Below are 18434 nucleotides of genomic sequence, written 5' to 3'. Positions count from 1 at the left end.
GTTACCAGCCTCCTATTGTCGTTCCGCCTGTCTTATTAAATTGCTCAGCCACTCCAGTTGTTGCATCCTGAGCATCGTCATGTTCGTTCTTGCCTTCTTTTTGATAGCGCACCATAGAATCGAAATACTCCGGCCATCGATCTGCCCAATTTACAGGAAAATAAATATGATCCATTACCCATGTTGAATTAGTTAAAATTCGCGCCTGTTTATTTTGACTTTGAGTAAAAGGTTCAATCCTGCAGCGATTAGAATGATAGCCCTGCAGCAAAAGTCTTTCAACATTCCTAGCAAATCCTCTTCCCCCGTTGTTTGCCTCTATCTTAGCCCACGTACACCCTGTTTCCATCAATCGTTTGGCGGTCTCTGGTTCGGTGACTTCCATTGGGTCTTTTGTGTAGTAGACATCCAATAAGTAAGCTTCTTTTTCGTATTCCCCATACGTGATTGAGCAGAGGTAATCTTCTCCCTTATCTGCAGTATCTGTGTAATTCTTAATAGCTGTAAACAAAGGTTTCCCCGAGGAATCAAGCGGAAGTCTATCATAGGTTTTAAATCTCGTGTACAGCCGGCCTTTGACGTCAATCGGCTCTTGCTGATAATTGGCTAAGGCTATCTCTTTTGCCATGTGCCTTGTCTTAGAAAGGTAACTCTTATAGCTGAGTAAAGTAGGACACAACATTTCTCCATTTTCCTGGAGTGCCTTCATCACTACATAGCGTACCTTTTTACCATCTTCCTGAAATGCCTTCAACGCCTTTCCTGCCAAGTCCTCTGTTGCCCACCGAGTCATGATAATGATGATCTTTCCACATTCTTCTAAGCGCGATAGCATGGTATTAGTAAACCAACTCCAGTGCTCAGCGAGCACCCTTGCATTAAATGCTTCCTCAGCGCTTTTTATCAAGTCATCAATTATGAGGTAGTCCGCTCCAAAGCCAGTGGCCGTGCCTTTTGGACTAGTAGCAAGATAATTGTTATACCCGCCTTCTAAGCTCCAAAGGTTCATTGCTCCATCACCCTGTTTAATACGATGCCCTGGGAAAATATCAGAAAAAACGATGCGATTAGCATCCGCTTTCTCTTCCATAATGGAATCACGCACATTTTTAGAAAAGACAGTAGACAAAGTTTCGTTGTAAGATCCCGTCATGATCTTTTTTGTTTTGTCCTTGCCTAATAGCCACTCAACAAAGTTTCCAGCTGTTCTTGATTTTCCGTGACGTGGTGGCATCGCAATAATAAGAACATCGTCCTGAGATTCAGAGAACTCCTGAAACTCATTACACAATTTTGCAAGATGCGTTCTATCATCCTTGTAGAAATCCGGAGCTTTCAGCTGACAAAAATAAAAGAACTCACGCCGTGCAAGTTCTATCTTAGCTCCTCTGACGATCACTTCATCCATCACGAATCAACTTCTTTAATTCCTCAGTTGTTAGGTCAGCATAAGGGTTGTTTATTTTAACCTCTCCTGATAGCTCCATATTCTGCTTATCCCGCCATTTGTCTGGGCAGCGGTTCTTTAACCAGAAGATCTGCGCGGTGACATCCGGCAACACCTGCTTGGTTGTTGTTTTGGTTTTTATACCATCGGGGCCAACCTCTGTGCATACCTCATCGTATTTGTATCCGATAGCCCGTTTGTACAGGGCGCTCTCGACACGAGCATCTGCGACCTCTTTATTGACTGTTAAGGTCTGCATCAGCTCCTCGTGCTCTTTTTTATACCCGCTGAACGTGCTCTCGGATACGCCTAGATTTTTGGCAATGTCCCGCTCGATTGCACCATCCCGTGCCCACTGTGCAATCAGATCCATCTTAGGCTTAACATGTGTCTCATATTTACCGCGCATCCTATCACCTCCAATAGATTTGTTCTGCGATCGACACTTTTCGACAATTTCGTCGATTTTAGGCAACATTTGTCTGTTATTTTAATTTATATGCTTTATACGGCTTAAATCCGGTGTTATTAGTTATACTCTCAAATTAAAATGACTTTGAGAGGAGGAAAATAATGGAAAGATTATATCCTAAATGCTGCTTAAGCTGTTCTCACAGGCTGGAAGTTTATATCGCCCTGCTGAACACTCTTGAGCAGTTTTTTGATCTTACACCGTACGAGGATGATCGTGTTGACGCTCTTGTCATCCACGGCGTAGCTGTGGAGCTGCTCAAGGAGTGCGGCATCATCAACCAAGGCTACAACCTGTTGGCCAGTGCTCTGACTTATGCGGTGTTAGATCAGACACTGTTGCAAAATCTCAAGGGCCGTCTCTACCCAAAGGTAGCTACTGCTCATCACACTACAGCCACGCGCGTCGAGCGCAACATCCGCACATCAATCGAGGGAGCTTGGACCCGAGGCGATGCCAGTGTGCTATCAAAGTATTTTGGCAACACTATCTTGTCTGCTAAAGGCAAGCCCACCAATCTACAGTTTTTGCTTGTGATGAGTGACATCGTACATAAGCGATGCATCATCCCACGCCATCCCGTCAAATAGGCCTCGTGCCTATTTTTTATTTAGTCCCGCAAGGCGATACGCAGGGCTGTGAGTTTACAGGAAAGTTAGAAAGTAGAGGGGAAAAAGAACATCCTGCCGCATCCGACCAGAAGGAGAAAGAACCGGCCGGAAACCAAAGAAAAAGCACCCCCGCTAAGAGTGCTAACTATGCCTGGCCGCGCCTGGGCCACATGCTTACACAGAGGTGCGGGCGGTACTGTACAGGCTCTGGCGCTGGCAGCTTACAGGATGCGTCCACCCGTCTGCACTGGCCGTAATTACCGATCTCGCGCCGATCCCGTATCGTGGGGACCCTACTATCGGCTCAGACACCCACTGGCATCTTACACGCGTATAGTACCACAAAAGTCAACTATACGCGTATGGAGTTTTTACAAATTTTATTAATCCTGTACTGCAATCCTGGTTTAGACATGTTGACCATGGGCGCTGCAGCCTGATAACTGTACCCCTCCTCATACACTAACCGGATGATCTGTCGGTCCTCCATGCTTAAACTGTCGAGCCAGTCATCCAAGCCTAAAGCAGACCTCGCAGCTCTTAGCTGTTCCAGCTGTGCCTCGATGGATGCCTTTTGCACGCAGAGCTGCTGCCCGGGAGGATGCTTGTTGTCTGTGCCTCTGATGTGCATCTCTCTGGCAGCCTGCTCTGGCCAGTCCTCATGCAGCCAAAGATAAGTCTTGAGATCAAGCAGCCATACTCGTAACTTGCTAATCTCACGGGAGTATGATCCATACACCCGCAGCTTATCCTTTGTCCGTTTAACGTGCTCATCCACCGCTATCCCTCCCTGTCGTCTATTCTGTGCCCTGCGGCTCCCGCAGAAGCTGCTGATCATCCTCATCCACCGTCTTCATCATAAACGCCAGCAGCTTATCAGGATTAGAGCAGATACCCTGCAGCTCACAGCCATCACATCCAAGCTCAGGACGATAGAGGCAGCATGGGCCAATGCGTACAAATTGAGAGCACAGCACCGCAGCGTACTTATCCAGGTTGCGCATCATCGATCACCTCCATATCTGTCCAACAGTAACAAGATCATCCCGACGGCAACAGCGAGCAGCGCGGGGATCATTTTGCCCCCCTAAGCATCGCCATGCGTTCAACGACTTGATGATATGTGCTAAGATCCTGCTTACCATGGATCCATCCTTTTGCATCCCGGATCCTGCCACCAGCCATCTTAATCAACCGCGTCCGCTCTTGCTTAGTTAATCCGTCCCATCCAGCCTTGGTCAGCTGGATTTTGTAGTTTTCGTGGAAGTTCTGCACCTCCAAGACAAAATATGTCTCACTCATCGTTATACCTCCAATCTCTCCACGCGCGCCTTGACCGCATCGATCAAAGCTTGTTGGTTTGCATCCTTAGTCTGCAGCCGTCGCAGGATGTCCTCATCAACGGTACCTTTGCAAATAATGTGATAGATCCGTACAGACTGCTGCTGGCCCTGCCGATGCAGCCGGGCATTAGCCTGCTGGTAGATCTCCAAGTCCCATGTAAGGCCGAACCAGATAACGATATGGCCGCCATCCTGCAGGTTGAGCCCGTGCCCCATACTCGCTGGATGAGCAAGCAGCAATTGGATCTTGCCAGCATTCCAATCCGCGATATCGTCAGCGTTTTTTATCATTCGCGGCTCATAAGCTGCAAAGCGATCTATCAACCTCTGAAAATCATGCTTGAAGTTGTAGAATACCATAACCGGCTGGCCATTAGCCTCCTCGATCAGCTGCTCCAACTCGTCTAGCTTGTGATCGTGGATCGGCTGCCAGCTGTGATCCTCCAAGTAAACTGCACCGTTGCTGAACTGCGTCAGCTTGCCCGCCAAGACGCCCGCATTGGCCGCTAAGAGCGGATTATCACCATCCATGAGTTCGAGGTACTTCTCACGTTCAAAGCGCCTGTAGGCGGCCATCACGGACGTCGGCAGCTGGATCTCTCGGGTCAGATCGATACGATCTGGCAGCTGCAGCCAGTCAGCGGCCGTCATACTCATGCAGACGTCGCTGATCCGATCATAGATTTGCTGCTCAGCGCCGTCGATCGGGATGTAGTCATAGACAACGTAACCGTTGCGCCGACCTGGGACAAAGTATCGCTGCTGATAAGCCCTCATCGTTTTGCCTAATCGCTCGCCACGATCAATCAGGTAAAGTTCAGGCCACAGATCCATCAGGTTGCGCGGCGCCGGCGTACCAGTTAAGCCCACAAAACGCTTAAACAACGGCGACAGCTTTTTTAGGGCTTTGAATCTTTGCGATTTTGGGTTTTTGAAGCTGCTCAGTTCATCCACGACCACCATGTCAAACGGCCAGTGGTTACCGCATTGCTGGATCAGCCAGACAACGTTATCCCGGTTGATGATATAAAGGTCTGCCGGAGTGCTGAGTGCTTCCAATCGTCGTTTTGCGGAGCCAAGCACTTTGCTTATACGCAGATGCTGCAAATGATCCCACTTACTGGACTCCCGGCTCCACGTATCCTCAGCTACTCGCAGCGGCGCGATAACCAAGGCACGACCTTTGGTTACCTCGAAATAGTCATAAATCAGTTGATCGATCACCGTCAGTGTGACCACCGTCTTACCCAGCCCCATGTCCAGGAACAAACCACACCGGGGATGATCTAATGCGTACTGCTCGGCAATTGTCTGGTATTGATGCGGCTTATATCTCATCAGGAAGCTCCCGTCTTTTCAAACATTCGATTAGCTGGTCGATCTCTTCTTTGTTTTTGAGGACATAGGTTTTCATCTCCTGCTGCTTCAATTCCTGAATTCGCCACTTCTGCGTGTCACTCAGCCGGCCACCTTTAGGTCGTTTAAGCTCTACGAAGCAGATCTGACCTTTCAGTATTACCATCCTGTCCGGCATGCCCGACGCATCCGGACAAGTGAGTTTTCTTGCGATCCCGCCTAAACTTTTCACCCGCTTGACTAAATACTCTTCAACCTGCCTTTCAGGTGTAGCATGTGGCTTACTGTTTCTTCTGGCGATGTCCGTCGCCATGCTCATCATCCTCCTTTTTGCCAAAAGGTAACAATTCTCTCGCGTACGCGCGCGAGGGTGTAATGTGTATTAGGTGTACCTATGTGTATATGTGTACTCCTAATTATCATATATATCTACATAGGACAATAATTGTTACCTTTGTTACCTTTTATTGTTTCAGCCTTTTGTATAAGTCTTTTTTGCGGTAACAGGTAGGGGTAACAATCGCCAAAAGTTTGTTACCTTTGTTACCTTTCAGAGGTAACAGTTTTTTGAATTGTTACCTTTGTTACCCTGTTTGTTACCTTACTTTGTTACCCTCTGAAATCCTCTCTGGGGACCGTAAAGTCTGCCAAATTTTACAAGCTTTCCAATGGGTTTCCACCCAGCGATGCCTTTTAGGATGTCGTTGATTTCCCTGGATTGCGCGTTAGATAGGTTTTTAGGATCGCCATCAAAAAGCTCACACCACACCTCTAAAGCACACACTTTTTGACGCTGAACTGTCCCCTCTTTAGGGCTTGTAAATTCGTCACCTCTTAAAAAATTCCGGCGCTGGTACAAGTCCATTTGAGCCCAATTCTCTGGCAAAAGCTGTTCAAGATATTCCACGATGGGTCCCGTTTTTGCATTGAATTCAGTGTGTTCCTGCTGCCTTTTTAAGGCTTCTTTTTCCATTTCTTCATCAAGATAGAGGGATTCATGTCGTTTAAATCGACACTTGGCCTCAGCCCATATTTGCGCAACCTCATCCCGATCAAGGTCGTCAAATACACTCTTTAATCGCGGATATTTGCCCACCTCAATGACCCAGAATCTTCGGTTACCAGTCCGATCTCGCAGGAACTCGCTGTCATTGGTTGTCCCGAAGAATACGCACTGCCGGGGATAACTGACTGTCCTCTTGGCATAGGCCATCCGGTAGGTATCCTCCTGCTTGCTGATGAACTGCTTTACTGCCTCCACGTCGGCTTTACGAGTCGCCGTTAGCTCGGACATCTCCAGTAGCCAAACGCCCTGTAGCGCCTCGTAAGCCTCTTTGCCGCTGACCGTAGTGATCGTATCGCTGTACCACGGATCACCCATCTTTTTGATCAGGGTTGATTTACCGATGCCCTGGATCCCGGTTAGAGTAGCCATGTAATCAAACTTACAGCCTGGCTGATAGATCCGTGCCACCGCTGCGGTAAACGCCTTGCGCGTAACTTGGCGGATGTACTCACAGTCCTCAGCGCCCAGATAATCAATAAACAGTGTATCCAGTCGCGGGATACCATCCCACTCCAATGGATCAAGATAATCTCGGACTGGATGGAATTTATTGGCCTCATGGACTAATGCTAGCGCATCCGCGCATTTACCGGCGCCAGTGATCTTATAGACGGTCTCGATGTAATGCCGCAGCCCGGCGTCGTCTGTATCCGTCCAGGACTTGCTGTCACGTTCTTTTGTCCAGGGTAAGGAGCCAGACACCTCTGGCCGATGGTTAAACTCGTTATAGCCACCCAGATTGGCTAATAGCTTATCTTTACGCATGATCCTTAAAAAGTTATCACTGGTCGGCAGGATATTGCCTTTACGGTCAACATCCAACTCCTTGACCCAGTCCTTATCCTCTGAATCCAGATCAGCGATATCCGCAAAGTCAATGGCAGCCTCCGCCAGGCGATCCTCCTGCAGTGTCTTGCGCGTCTCAGGATCTGCAGCGGCGAAGTCTGTCATCGCCACATAAGATGGTAACTTATTGGCTGGCGTGTCCACCTTAGCGTCATCGTCCAACTCGCCAAACTTGTGGATCCTTACCAGGTCAAACGCATTGCACAGCTTGCCTGATGCCGGATCTGTACCGTGATTGCTGTAGGCAAACTTGTCATCATACAACACCAGCCCCGCTGCCGTAGACCCACCGGCATAGGTGTACCGATTGGGGATGCTGCATGGCAAGTAGACATCATTTAAAAATGTCTCAATAGCCGCATCTATGCTGTATGTGCGGCAAAAGGCACCTATCAATCCCTCCTTAGTCAGAGGATCTCCTTGGCGCTTGGCCTGCTTGTGGACGATCTCCGTGACTCTGGACGACTGCGGCCAAAAGCTCACGTCGTACCAGTCTGGATAATTGGCTAAGACGGCATCAGGATCCAAATAAGGACCATCCTGCTGGTTAAAGATAAACTCTCCATCCTTGCTGGTGCTTGGCCAGTACATCAGTCGGCTTGCCTGATAGGTCGTATCATCAAACTGATCGATGCCAAGCTCCTTGGCCACCCAACGAGCGATCGCCTCGTACTCCTCGGCGCTGACCTCCCGGGCCAGCGGGATGATCAGCCGAACTCGTGGTGACTCAGGCTTATGCTTATGCGTCGAGTAGATGCAGCAGGCATAGTCATTAAGCAGTGTCAGATCATCCCAAAAGCTCGGCAGCGCGTTATCCACGTCAAGAGTAAGGACAGTGCGACAGATTACGGTATCGCTCTTACGCTGCCCCTGTGCGAGCCATCCGCCGACAAACCCGCCGACGTCTTTGATCTCGTCTTGACCAGGCTTTTTGAGCTTGGCGTACTCCGCCATCGTCTCCCGTGTGCGATAAGTCTCTGACAATTTGGCACAGAGGCCACTCCAGCTGATCTCGATATTTTTCCACTTTTTTGCTTTTCGGCTTGCGCCGGTTGCTATTTTCAACATCGCGGATCACTTCTCCCTCGCCCCATGAGGTAATGATTTTTAGAAAAATATGCTCCCTTCAATTCTAAGTTTGACTTGATATATTCATCGAATTCTGGCCAGCGGCTTGGCGCATCGAATGGGTCTATAACTTCAAATACCTGACATATAATCTGTCTTACTGCATTTGCATGGTCGCCGAATTCGCAGGCAACATATTCTCCAGTTTTTTTGTCATGAACATAAGATCCTGAGCTCCTAATTAAGGCTTTTTTGTATTCAACATCTTTGATTTCTATATCTCTACTTTCAAACTTATTCATCTGCCAGACTGCCCATAATTCTAAAATTTCTGGTGTAAGGTTTACTTCGCCGCTCGAGATAGATAGTTCTTCCTCAAAATATTTATCAAGGCTGGACTTCAATTGTTCGCTGTCCATTTCTTGAATCAAATTCCACAGCGGGTAGATATAAACAGACTTATATATCTGATCTTTACCTTCCTTGGTCCTTTTTTCATACTGGCGCGTCAGGTAAAAATTAAGTAACCAACCAAGGTCTACACCAAAATGTAGCATCTCTTTGCTCTTCACTTTTTATCCCTCCTCAATCCTTTAAGTAGTAATCTGACGTATATCCTGCAGCTGTCAGGTAGAGATCAGGCGCCCAGGCAAGCTGCGATCCCATCAACTTGCGGATCACAGCCAGGTGCTGATCGGCGTCTTGCTTAGGTACCTCGACGATCAATTCATCGTGGATATGAAAACAAATCTCGTACCCGGCAGCTGCCACTTTGAGCATGGCCTCCGCCAGACAGTCCCGCGCGATCGCCTGGACAATGTTTTCGACCAATTTACCACCGTATGTATCTTTAACACCCCAAACACGCTTGCCTTGCTCCATGCCCTGATACTGGATCTTACCCTCATCAGTCACACGCGGCTGCAGGTAAGTGAGCCGGCGACCGGAAGGCAGTTGGATAAACAGGTATCCTTTTTCAAACTTAAAGTGGACACCGTGGTGCAGATTAAACTCAGAACGATTTTTCAAACAGACCCGTACTCTGTCATCCACGTCATGCCAAAGCCGCACAATATGAGGATTGGCTTTGCGCCAGGCTTTGACCAGCTTAGGCAAATCCTCCTCAGGTACACCCATCTTGAGAGCGCCCATTGCGATCAGCGCACCAGTACCACCTTGATAGCCAAGCGCTAAAGTAGATACCTTGCCACGCTGCCGTAATGGCTTGTCAATCTGATTAATCGGGATCCCAAACATCTTAGAGGCCGTCTGCTTATAGATGTCACCATCATGCTTAAATACCTCGCAGACCCAGTCCTCCCCCGCCAACCAAGCGATCACCCTCGCCTCGATTGCGCTGTAATCCGCGATCGCAAAGGTATAACCCTCTTTGGCGGTAAAGGTTGTACGGACAAGTTGAGAAAAAATGTCAGACATGGAAGGGTAGAGCATCTCCAGCGTGTCAAAGTCTTTACGCTTAACCAAAGTACGAATGGCATCGATCTCTGGTAAATAGTTTTTAGTCAGATTCTGCACTTGTACCAACCTGCCGGCCCATCTGCCGGTACGGTTAGCACCGTAATACTGCAGCGTGCCATGGATTCGTCCATCAGCAGCTGTGGCGTCTTTTAACATTTGATACTTTTTGACGGATGCCTTGCCAGTCTCTAAACGATTGCTGATCACGGTACGCACAGGATCCAGGATCTCAGTCTCCAGCAATGCCTCCAGAGTCTCCTTACGGATATCCGGGATATCGACTCCCTGCGCTTGGATCCAGGACAGCAGCTGATCTCGACTGTTGGCATTGGCAAGACCGGTGATCTCCGCCGATTGATCTAGCAAATCAGAGGCGTGAGCGTCGTTATACTCCAGCACGGCATCAACCAGATCCATATCGATCCGGATCCCACGATCATTGATCCGCTGATCCTCACGATAAATAAGCAGCTCATTTTGTAGTGGCGGGAACTGCTCTAGGTATTTGCCGATCGCACGCTCCGTCTCTACGTCTTGCTTGCAATACTTACGAAACAAATCCCATTTATCCATGTCGTGACAGGGGTAGTTGCGAGTCCGCTCTCCATTAGCCTTAGTCGGCTTGCATGGCTTACTAAAATAGTTGATCAGCAGCGTGCCAGCTTTGTCCTTTTGCTGCTCTAGCTTAAGCAACGCAGCGACATCGCCCAGGCGGCCAGGCAGACCCAGCTGGGCGGCGTGAGCCATCGTACACCACCACTGCTTTACATCGAGCTGCATGCCCAGGTACTTACCGATGCACACTCGCTCAAATTGTGCGTTATACGCTTTTTTGAGAACTGTCTTATCCGTTAGAGCCTGCAAGACCTCCGCCGGCAACTCCTCACCGCATGCCAGATCGATCAGCTCGACAGGGCCATCATCGAACGCATAAGCGAACAATAATATTTGAAAATCAGGGGCGTCTACATATCTGTAAACGCCCAGTTTGATGTCAATACTGCTGTAGGTCTCAATGTCGATAGACAGCTGACGCATGGTGATCACCTCTAGTCAAAGAGGTCATCGTCATCTACTTCGATATCTGCAAAGGCCTCATCGGCTGATATTGAATTTGCTAGCTTTTCTCCATCTTCCCACTTCATAATTCCATTTAGGGAACAGCCAACACCTGTATTTCCGCTATTTTCATATGGGTAAAAAGTAACACTCGCCTGCACATAACACCCCGAATAAACTTTTTCTTCATCAGATATAGGAGCCTTGCGTTTATCGACCACAAAAGGTCTGTACTTAACTGATGATTTAGCGTTGATATACATAGCGCCAGCATAAGCTTCGTCTTCATCCCTATCAACATCGCCATCGCGTAATGCTAACTCTAATTTTTTCGGACGTTTTCCCCCGCTATAGCACGAATTGATCCCTTTTAGAATAGCTGCCTCCATCGCCTCCTTAACCTTTGCTAGATTTTCTTTATCACTCTTTTTTATAATCAAAGAAGCTGAGTATTTCGGTTCATCTCCTTCTTTGAAGGCGAACGGCTCCCAGATATGTTCATAACTTAATCTCACTGGTCCAATTGTTACTGTAGCTTTTTTTTCTTTTGCTGACATGGTTTTATTCCTCCTCAATTTCCATTTCATCAATTAGTCGTTGTTGCCAGTTATACTCTTTACGTTTGTCTGACTCCGGAGCCAACGTTGGTGCACCGGCTGGCTTAACGACCAGATCGCCGATCAGTTCATTAAATACTTTCTTGCCAAGTGCTTTTTCCATGGCAGTAATCCCAAGCAGTTTCTTTTCAAAGATAATTGCGTCTGCATAGTCTTCTGCCCGTAATTTATTAACCACCTTGTCCTCGTCGACATATTTGCGTATGCTGCGACCTTCAACGAGCTTCCAGCCTGGGATCTGCTCACCGCTCAATATTTGATCCGTGGCGTAGCTGGTGAGTGTATCCATCCAAGACTTAACCTGGCCAAGCTGCTGCAGAATTACGCCGAGCTCTTTTTTGTTTAGCGCCGCAGGATCTGGATGATCCTCGATCAGTTTTTGATTGACTGCCGCTCGGTGCTTGCAGTTTTTGATTGGGCAGAATCTACACCAATCGCCACATGCAAACTCACCCTTGCCCTCATACGCGATATCAGCTGTCGGTTTAACGACCTCGTTGCCCCACTGGATCAGATCCTCCACTGTCATAAAATCACAGCTGTAATGGTCTTTGCGTGGCTGTCGAATCTCGAGCATGATATGGGTGATGTCGTACAGATCCTCGTAGAGATGATAAGCACCCAAGCCGTATAGTCGAAGCTGTGGATTGCCTTGAGCGTTAACCTCAACACCCTGGCCAAACTTCAGATCAATAACGTACATCCGGCTGCCTGCCATAATGATCACGTCGGCTGTACCAAATCCATCCGGCACATATTGGCTAAAATCTACCTTAGATTCCAGGATCAGGGTCGTGTCTGGGTGGATCGCCAGCTCAGCGTTGTAGGTCTCGATAATCCCGTCTATATAAGCCTGCAGCTCTCCACGGATCCGCAAGTCATCGCCCTCATAAATGGGCTCTGGCTGTCCGTCTTTAAACGCCCGCAGACACTGCTCGGCAATTTCATGCGCCCGAGTACCCTCTGCAGCGTAACTGCTGGAAGTCTGTGGATACTGCTCTGCGAGTCTGGCCGAGGGTGGACAGTGCATCCACCGATCTGCCGCTGACGCGCTAAGGACAGCGTGTACCCGTGCTGTGTGATTGATTAACGCGGACATTACAACGCCTCAAGATCTCTTTTAAGAGCAGGAAGATCGATATCCTTAACACCCGACAACTTTTCGCCACCGTATTTTCTAATCAGCGTGTTTGGATCTTTACCTCCAGCACGCTTTTGCGCCGCTAGCGATCTGATCTCGGCTCTCAGTTTGGTATAGTCAATCTCGACCAGCTCTTCATTGGTTGTCCATTGTTCTGCAGGCGCCTCTGTGGTTTCCAGCTCTGGTTCTGCTATCGGTTCCGGGGCCGAAGCCGGCTCTGGCTTAGGCTGCTTTTTTGTCTTCTTTTCAGTTGGTACGGACGTGATTGTCTGCCGAGATAAGCCCTGCAGCAGTGTGTTGACCAGGTCAATCAGCGACTGACCGGCTTCGAGTGTTACTTTTACTTCCATCTTCCATTCCTCCTATTTCTCGTAATCGAGCTGCTTTTGTAAGTGATCGATCTGCGATCTCAGCTCGTCATTTTCTTTTTGCAGTCTAATGTTGTGATCAATCAGATCTGCATTATTTAGAGACAGATCCTCGATGGTATCTTGCAGATCATCAATCTTTTCCATAAGTTCGGACAGGTGTTCGCTATCCATCTGGCAGCCTCCACCATAGAGATAGGTCTCATGCAGCGCCGATAAGATATTGGTCATACTTGCTCCTCCTGAATCTCGAGATGTTCCAATGCGTAGTCAATCATCCGGGTTACCAAATCACCCTTGACCATGTTGACCTCCTCAGCGAGACTGTTGATCCGCTCATAAGTCTCCGGTGGCACCAGCACTGGCTTCCAGGCCGTGCTGCTTTGTTTTTTCTTTGTTTTGACGATGATGAGTTTATCCATTGTTATCTCCTTCCGCCATCAGGTTGATACCCATTCTCAAGCCAGCTTCAAAAGCTATTTTCTCTATAACTGCAGCTATCTCTGTAGTCCCATCGCTTAACTTGGTTTTTGGCGATTCATCCTTGAAATAGGCATCCAATAACTTTTCGTACTTTTCCCAAGCTTGATCATATGCTTCATCACGATTCATATGTTCCAGGCTCCACATGCTGTACAGTTGACGCATAATTGCATTCATTTTTTATTTCCCTTCCGCCAGCTGGATCATCAGCTGGACAATTTGCTCTGTATCCTCAGTCTCAGACCACAGCGATCGCTGTTGCGCTACCGTAGTCAGGCCGTTTGTGTAGTAGTCAGCCATGATCTCCATCATGCGCCGCAGGCCATCCGTGGCCGTGCCGTATTTGCAGTATCGATCACCGCACCGGATGCCGGCTGGATTGTGATTATTGAGCCACGCCGATGAGCTGCCCCAGCCTGTCTCTAGCACAAACACCGCAGCCGCATAGACCGGGTTGATGTTGTACTCCTCTGCCAGATCCAAGAGTGCGACTGGGACCACCCCGGCTGCCTTACCGATCGGCTGCCACTCATGCCAGCTAACGTCCATATCGGATGTATAAGCTGGCTCATCAGGCTGATAAAGCTCGACCACTGTCACCGGCTGGAGTGCGGGTGCCTCGGCCTCAGCTGATGGCAAATTGAGCGTCACGCCGGCTGTCACCGCAGCCGTGATGATCACCAGCGCTGAGCGTTTAAGCCGTCTCACAAGAGCCCCCTGAGCTTTGCGTACTCGATTATTTCTTTCCCGGTGTACACATCCATTAGACAAGACAGACTATCTTTTAAATTTTCAATTTCTTCGCACAGGTTGATTTCATACGCAGCTACTGCAACGTAGGCAAGTGCTTCTTCGTTTGTCATATTTAATCTCCTTTACTATGCTGTTACTGTTATCCACCTCGTTGCAGCGAGAAGTCTGTGGACAACAGCCTTAATCATTGATAAAATAGAGATGATCTCATAGGGTATAAGATCATCTTGGATCCCCGGTTGCAGCCGAGGATTCTTTTTTTATACCTAGGTACTCCTGCAGCTTTGCAGAGCTTATATGATAGGTCCAACCTTTTTCTGACTGCGCCGCAAACCCAAAGGGTACCCGGCCTTGTTGAAGAGCCAACCTTAAGGATTGTGGACTCATCTCGAGCTTTGCGGCCGCCAAGTAAACAGGCACTCTCCCGTCTGGCAGCTCCTCAGCTGTATTCCCAGCCATCACATTCTGCGGAAAAAACCATTCAATTTCTTTTCCCAGAGCATCTGCGATGAGCTCCTGACGGTCTTCTCGTGGAATTGATACACCAGACAGGTACTGGCTCAAACACGCCTTGGAGATACCTGACCGGCGGCTCAGTTCAGCGGCTTTCATATCCGCTTCAATCAAGGCTCGTTCGAGCCTCTTTGCATATGACATTTCATTTCACCTCGCTTTCCTTACAATCCTGCTACTTTTAGCGATAATATCAGCAGTGATATCATGCATACTGCAAGTAATCCAAACAGTATTAACACTAATACAAGCAGGGTACTTACATTTTTAGTGCGACTCTTTCTCTCGATTGCGATATCGTCAGCGAGAATCTTCAATATTCGATTCTGTATGTCGTCGATCGATCTTTTTGGAATTTCTTCCTCTGGTTTCATTCCATTACCTCACAGAAAGCCAGAATTAATAATTTCTGATAGTTCTTCGGATGAGAGCTTGATTGTGCGATCGAGTTCCCATCTTTTTCGTCTAAGATGTTCATTAACAGCGCTATGGATTTTTAGCCACTCATTAGGCGTTAATCCTTCAAGCGCTTTGATTGCGTTCTCTACATTTGATATTTCTGCAGCTCGTGTAACTTCAAAAGTTAATTCAAAACCGTTCACAGCCTCGACCGCGTTTTTCTGATTCTCCAACAATCTGTTAAATTCGTCGAGGTTCTTTATTTTTACTTCTACCTTTTCGTTCATTTACTCACCTCTTTTTTTAATAATTGCGATAACCAAGTGAGGCAGATAAAATCTTTTGCTCAGATATATCCGTAAGAGATTTCCTTTTCTTGCGCAAACCCCAGCGGGCGCATTTACGAAGCCGTGAAAATGTATTTCATCATCATCGCTAAGTCCACTAATTTTTGAGTCATAATAGTACCGATACTTCCTTGATGCTTGTTCTTCAGCTAAGATGGCTAATCCTGAGCTGTGCAGAAGCTTATGCTTGTCTCGTACTCTCTTAAATTCAAAAGGTAGGAGCACACTCGCAACAATACGCATTTAGTTCACCTCTTTCTGCCTACTGACATGCTCTGACCGACAGTCTGACTACTGGAAGTATTTTTTAGTTCTTTCTGAATCCATTCACAAATACAGCTGACAATTTGATCCACTGTCTCACTCATTCACTTACCTCAATTTCTAAACTGATAAACTTTCTTGATATAATTAATCTAGGGGGGAAGATCTGAATCAAAATCTGCAAGATTCTACCGATCAAATAAATGCTCAGTAGTTTGTAAAGGCACCACACTTGGCTTTCGATTTCCAACAATCGATCCTCAGTGCTGCCCTTTTTTAATCTGCTTTTCGTGCTTAACAACAAAGCGACCATAATCCCCATGGCAAGGCACTCAAGCAGCGATAAAATGAACAAAGCCTCACTCATCTATCAACTTCCTTTCTCGGTCATCTTCCTGTTGCTGGCCTGGGAGATCTCTCTGCCTGCGGTTTGAAATCCGGCAAGTTACCTGTCAACATGAACGCCATACCTTTGCCCATGCCGAGCAGTTCCGCTCGTAAGACATCATCAGTCAAATGTTTATCAACATCCTTAAAGATTGGCAGCAAAGACTTTTCCTTTTTAGTCAATGACATCTTATTTACTCCTCCTTCCCTTGACTCTGCATTTTCCCGGGCTTGTCACCGGCTGCGGCTGCATTAAGGGCGCCCCGAAGAGCTATGCTGCTGTCCACAGATCATCGATCACATTCAGTTTACCGGTTGTATCGATCAACCCCTTACAGCAGTACATGACCTCGCCAAGGTCAACTAGGATAAAAAACATTTCTCGTCCAGACGTTTCCTTTATGGCAATGTCATGCATTAGTGGCGGGAATCCAAATTTAGCGGCGAATGCTTCCTGCGCCATTTTCTTAATTTCTGTAATTGTTACGCTCATTTTCTTATCCTCCACTTTCCGCCTAAGCTAATAGTGACTGCTCTATAAATTGGTTCGCGCGTTGTAGCGTTTCAAACCAGTCGATGTAAATATCCTTTTTTTCAGTGGATTTAAATTCGTTTTCTGATTTTTTAACGCACTCTCTTACATCAATTAGATTGGCAGTGACTTTTCCGTAGTCATCGAATGTTGTGATTACTCCGTAATACTTTTTCATTTTTCTATCCTCCGCGTTCGTTTTTCCTCTGACATAACTATAATACCGTTAAACGTAATTGTCAATCACAAATTATCCTTTGACGTAATTTTTTTGTTGTGCTATTATTGAGTCAGTCAGGAGGTATTTAAATGGAAAGAGTTTTAAAAAATCCGGAAGTGAATAAGCGAATACGAGAATTGCGAGAAAACTACCTTGGTATCAAACAAGGTTTCTATGCAGCGGATCTAGGGATATCTCAAGGATCTTTATCAGACGTAGAAAATATGCGCAACAATCCTTCCGATCGCCTTATTCGCGACATTTGTTTACGAGATAATGTTAACAAAGAATGGCTGCTAGAAGGTAAAGAGCCTATCTTCTTGCCTGTTTCCCGCACACAGGAAATCGCAGGTTTTATGGGAGAGGTAATCAATGCTGAAAATGCTGGAAGTTTTAAGCAGCAGCTGATCCATGTCTTGGCGCAGTTGAATGAAGAACAGTGGCAAGTTCTTGCGGATATGTATCAGTTACTGCTAAAAGAGCAAAATGAAAAAAGTTCAGGTGAACAATAATGAACAAAAATATTTTAGATTTACCTACGAGTATATTGGAGACTTTATGGTTTGCTGATGGTCCGCATGCAAATTATGTAGAAAGCAATTTAAACAAAAACTTGTTTGGCCTAAACATACATACTTCAACTTCAAAAGAACCTAGTCTTATCTACACAGAATTACCAATTAAAATAGTTCCGATTAATGCAATCAGTCAAGATCTCGGATACTATCCTACCTTTGAAAGATTATCTGCAGAGCAACGTTATTTATATCTTCGATGGTTAACCGATAGAACAATTTCAGTCAGTAACAGTTTCATTTATCTTTATTATTACGGATTGGAAAGACATTTGTATTTTGGAAACGCAGAATCAGCCATTTTAGAAATCTTTAACCTATGCTTAAATCACAAGTCAACATTAGACTATTATGCTTTAAACGCAATCCTTGCAAGTTCCATTATTATGAATAAGCGTGAGCGTTTGCTATACTTATTCAAAGACAAGGATAGATTCAAGAAATTCAATATTACAAATTTTTATATTTTGTGTAAAAAAGAAATTCTTCCTTATCTTGCGCCAAGAGATCTATTAGCATTGTCTTTAAGAGTTAAGTTAAAAGCTCCGCATGTTGATGAGAAAATATTAATCAAGAGCATAGCTAATACGCTAGAAAAAAAATTTAGCATGTCGAAATTACCTCTTGATATATTTGATTTTAATTCCTTTCCATGTGAACCTATTTGTTTAGCAGCTAATACATCATTAAATCTTCATCAGTACAGTCCAATATTAGCCGCTCCATTAAAATCCGATGATTTTTGTGATTCAGTACGAGATATTTTATATGAATCGTTTGCTTTAACCGTTAATTCATAGAAAAAAGACTAGATTTTCATCTAGCCTTAGTCGCTTTTAGCACGAATTCATAAATAGCTTTCATTAATTCAAAGCACTTAATCGTTCTCAGCATTTCAATTGTTTTGTTTCTATAATCATTGATATCCATCAGCTATCCCTCCTCGTATCCTTGTTGATATGTGGAAGGCCCCGGAGCCTCTGTGTGATTAGATATTACCAGTTACTGGAAATTTATTCAAGCTACTCAACAAGATAGAATCGACTTTTAAATTCTTACCTGTCAATGCTTACGGCTGTTGATAGAAT

General features: G+C 46.3%; 27 protein-coding genes. 3 read left to right on the top strand and 24 right to left on the bottom strand.

From position 1 onward, the window contains the following. Position 1: 1 nt before the first annotated feature. Complete coding sequence (gene terL / locus MCG46_RS07495; RefSeq protein ID WP_240278994.1) at positions 2 to 1408, bottom strand: phage terminase large subunit; 1407 nt, start codon at positions 1406 to 1408, stop codon at positions 2 to 4. Then, positions 1401 to 1856, bottom strand: coding sequence for a hypothetical protein (locus MCG46_RS07490; protein ID WP_240278992.1), 456 nt, complete (start codon positions 1854 to 1856; stop codon positions 1401 to 1403). Before MCG46_RS07490 ends, terL begins: the two co-directional genes overlap by 8 nt. Positions 1857 to 2020: 164 nt before the next feature. Here MCG46_RS07490 and MCG46_RS07485 point away from each other — a divergent pair, with 164 nt between their 5' ends. Beyond that, complete coding sequence (locus tag MCG46_RS07485) at positions 2021 to 2509, top strand: sporulation initiation factor Spo0A C-terminal domain-containing protein (RefSeq protein ID WP_240278990.1); 489 nt, start codon at positions 2021 to 2023, stop codon at positions 2507 to 2509. A gap of 373 nt (positions 2510 to 2882) precedes the next feature. Here the strand turns inward: MCG46_RS07485 and MCG46_RS07480 are convergent, their stop codons facing one another. The 22 genes from MCG46_RS07480 to MCG46_RS07375 all read right to left on the bottom strand — a co-directional run bounded on the left by MCG46_RS07480 (position 2883) and on the right by MCG46_RS07375 (position 16729). Further along, positions 2883 to 3308 carry a hypothetical protein gene (locus tag MCG46_RS07480; RefSeq protein WP_240278988.1) on the bottom strand — a complete coding sequence of 142 codons (426 nt, stop codon included), beginning with the start codon at positions 3306 to 3308 and terminating at the stop codon, positions 2883 to 2885. Positions 3309 to 3327: 19 nt separating this feature from the next. Beyond that, on the bottom strand, positions 3328 to 3537 hold the full coding sequence (locus MCG46_RS07475; protein WP_240278986.1) for a hypothetical protein: 210 nt from the start codon (positions 3535 to 3537) through the stop codon (positions 3328 to 3330). Positions 3538 to 3604: 67 nt separating this feature from the next. Next, positions 3605 to 3832 (bottom strand): hypothetical protein, encoded by a 228-nt coding sequence (locus tag MCG46_RS07470; protein ID WP_240278984.1) that lies wholly within the window; start codon positions 3830 to 3832, stop codon positions 3605 to 3607. 2 nt (positions 3833 to 3834) lie between these two features. Continuing rightward, a complete protein-coding gene (locus MCG46_RS07465; RefSeq protein WP_240278982.1) occupies positions 3835 to 5211 on the bottom strand; it encodes a DEAD/DEAH box helicase in 1377 nt (458 codons plus the stop codon). Further along, on the bottom strand, positions 5201 to 5542 hold the full coding sequence (locus MCG46_RS07460) for a VRR-NUC domain-containing protein (protein ID WP_240278162.1): 342 nt from the start codon (positions 5540 to 5542) through the stop codon (positions 5201 to 5203). Before MCG46_RS07460 ends, MCG46_RS07465 begins: the two co-directional genes overlap by 11 nt. Before the next feature lie 288 nt (positions 5543 to 5830). After that, positions 5831 to 8209 (bottom strand): virulence-associated E family protein, encoded by a 2379-nt coding sequence (locus MCG46_RS07455; RefSeq protein ID WP_240278980.1) that lies wholly within the window; start codon positions 8207 to 8209, stop codon positions 5831 to 5833. Beyond that, positions 8203 to 8781, bottom strand: a complete 579-nt coding sequence (locus MCG46_RS07450; RefSeq protein ID WP_240278158.1) for a hypothetical protein — start codon at positions 8779 to 8781, stop codon at positions 8203 to 8205. Before MCG46_RS07450 ends, MCG46_RS07455 begins: the two co-directional genes overlap by 7 nt. Before the next feature lie 13 nt (positions 8782 to 8794). Next, positions 8795 to 10726, bottom strand: a complete 1932-nt coding sequence (locus MCG46_RS07445; protein ID WP_240278156.1) for a DNA polymerase — start codon at positions 10724 to 10726, stop codon at positions 8795 to 8797. Between the two features lie 11 nt (positions 10727 to 10737). Continuing rightward, positions 10738 to 11304: a DUF2815 family protein gene (locus tag MCG46_RS07440; protein WP_240278154.1), complete on the bottom strand. Its 567-nt coding sequence runs from the start codon at positions 11302 to 11304 to the stop codon at positions 10738 to 10740. A gap of 4 nt (positions 11305 to 11308) precedes the next feature. Beyond that, on the bottom strand, positions 11309 to 12463 hold the full coding sequence (locus MCG46_RS07435) for a DUF2800 domain-containing protein (RefSeq protein ID WP_240278978.1): 1155 nt from the start codon (positions 12461 to 12463) through the stop codon (positions 11309 to 11311). Next, positions 12463 to 12855, bottom strand: a complete 393-nt coding sequence (locus MCG46_RS07430) for a hypothetical protein (protein ID WP_240278977.1) — start codon at positions 12853 to 12855, stop codon at positions 12463 to 12465. Before MCG46_RS07430 ends, MCG46_RS07435 begins: the two co-directional genes overlap by 1 nt. A 12-nt stretch (positions 12856 to 12867) precedes the next feature. After that, positions 12868 to 13104 carry a hypothetical protein gene (locus tag MCG46_RS07425; protein ID WP_240278148.1) on the bottom strand — a complete coding sequence of 79 codons (237 nt, stop codon included), beginning with the start codon at positions 13102 to 13104 and terminating at the stop codon, positions 12868 to 12870. Then, positions 13101 to 13295, bottom strand: a complete 195-nt coding sequence (locus MCG46_RS07420; RefSeq protein ID WP_240278146.1) for a hypothetical protein — start codon at positions 13293 to 13295, stop codon at positions 13101 to 13103. The genes MCG46_RS07425 and MCG46_RS07420 overlap by 4 nt, the downstream gene beginning before the upstream one ends. Further along, positions 13288 to 13533: a hypothetical protein gene (locus MCG46_RS07415; protein ID WP_240278976.1), complete on the bottom strand. Its 246-nt coding sequence runs from the start codon at positions 13531 to 13533 to the stop codon at positions 13288 to 13290. The genes MCG46_RS07420 and MCG46_RS07415 overlap by 8 nt, the downstream gene beginning before the upstream one ends. Positions 13534 to 13536: 3 nt before the next feature. After that, positions 13537 to 14127, bottom strand: coding sequence for a glucosaminidase domain-containing protein (locus MCG46_RS07410; RefSeq protein ID WP_240278975.1), 591 nt, complete (start codon positions 14125 to 14127; stop codon positions 13537 to 13539). A 204-nt stretch (positions 14128 to 14331) separates the two neighbouring features. Further along, positions 14332 to 14766 carry a helix-turn-helix domain-containing protein gene (locus tag MCG46_RS07405; RefSeq protein ID WP_240278974.1) on the bottom strand — a complete coding sequence of 145 codons (435 nt, stop codon included), beginning with the start codon at positions 14764 to 14766 and terminating at the stop codon, positions 14332 to 14334. Positions 14767 to 15005: 239 nt separating this feature from the next. Further along, positions 15006 to 15308, bottom strand: a complete 303-nt coding sequence (locus tag MCG46_RS07400) for a hypothetical protein (RefSeq protein WP_240278973.1) — start codon at positions 15306 to 15308, stop codon at positions 15006 to 15008. Next, a complete protein-coding gene (locus MCG46_RS07395; RefSeq protein WP_240278972.1) occupies positions 15309 to 15611 on the bottom strand; it encodes a hypothetical protein in 303 nt (100 codons plus the stop codon). Between the two features lie 121 nt (positions 15612 to 15732). Continuing rightward, on the bottom strand, positions 15733 to 15999 hold the full coding sequence (locus MCG46_RS07390) for a hypothetical protein (RefSeq protein WP_240278971.1): 267 nt from the start codon (positions 15997 to 15999) through the stop codon (positions 15733 to 15735). Between the two features lie 20 nt (positions 16000 to 16019). Beyond that, a complete protein-coding gene (locus MCG46_RS07385; RefSeq protein ID WP_240278970.1) occupies positions 16020 to 16208 on the bottom strand; it encodes a hypothetical protein in 189 nt (62 codons plus the stop codon). An 82-nt stretch (positions 16209 to 16290) separates the two neighbouring features. Beyond that, positions 16291 to 16512, bottom strand: coding sequence for a hypothetical protein (locus tag MCG46_RS07380; protein ID WP_240278969.1), 222 nt, complete (start codon positions 16510 to 16512; stop codon positions 16291 to 16293). Positions 16513 to 16534: 22 nt separating this feature from the next. Then, on the bottom strand, positions 16535 to 16729 hold the full coding sequence (locus tag MCG46_RS07375; RefSeq protein WP_240278968.1) for a hypothetical protein: 195 nt from the start codon (positions 16727 to 16729) through the stop codon (positions 16535 to 16537). 131 nt (positions 16730 to 16860) lie between these two features. Between MCG46_RS07375 and MCG46_RS07370 the strand changes: the two genes are divergently transcribed. Together MCG46_RS07370 and MCG46_RS07365 are read left to right on the top strand one after the other, a co-directional pair. After that, positions 16861 to 17283 (top strand): helix-turn-helix domain-containing protein, encoded by a 423-nt coding sequence (locus MCG46_RS07370; protein ID WP_240278967.1) that lies wholly within the window; start codon positions 16861 to 16863, stop codon positions 17281 to 17283. Then, on the top strand, positions 17283 to 18146 hold the full coding sequence (locus MCG46_RS07365; RefSeq protein ID WP_240278966.1) for a TerB N-terminal domain-containing protein: 864 nt from the start codon (positions 17283 to 17285) through the stop codon (positions 18144 to 18146). The genes MCG46_RS07370 and MCG46_RS07365 overlap by 1 nt, the downstream gene beginning before the upstream one ends. The last annotated feature ends 288 nt before the right edge of the window (positions 18147 to 18434 follow it).

It is taken from the genome of Holdemania massiliensis (genome assembly GCF_022440805.1).
Taxonomy (GTDB): domain Bacteria; phylum Bacillota_I; class Bacilli_A; order Erysipelotrichales; family Erysipelotrichaceae; genus Holdemania; species Holdemania massiliensis_A.
This window is presented reverse-complemented; position numbering and strand designations above follow the sequence as displayed.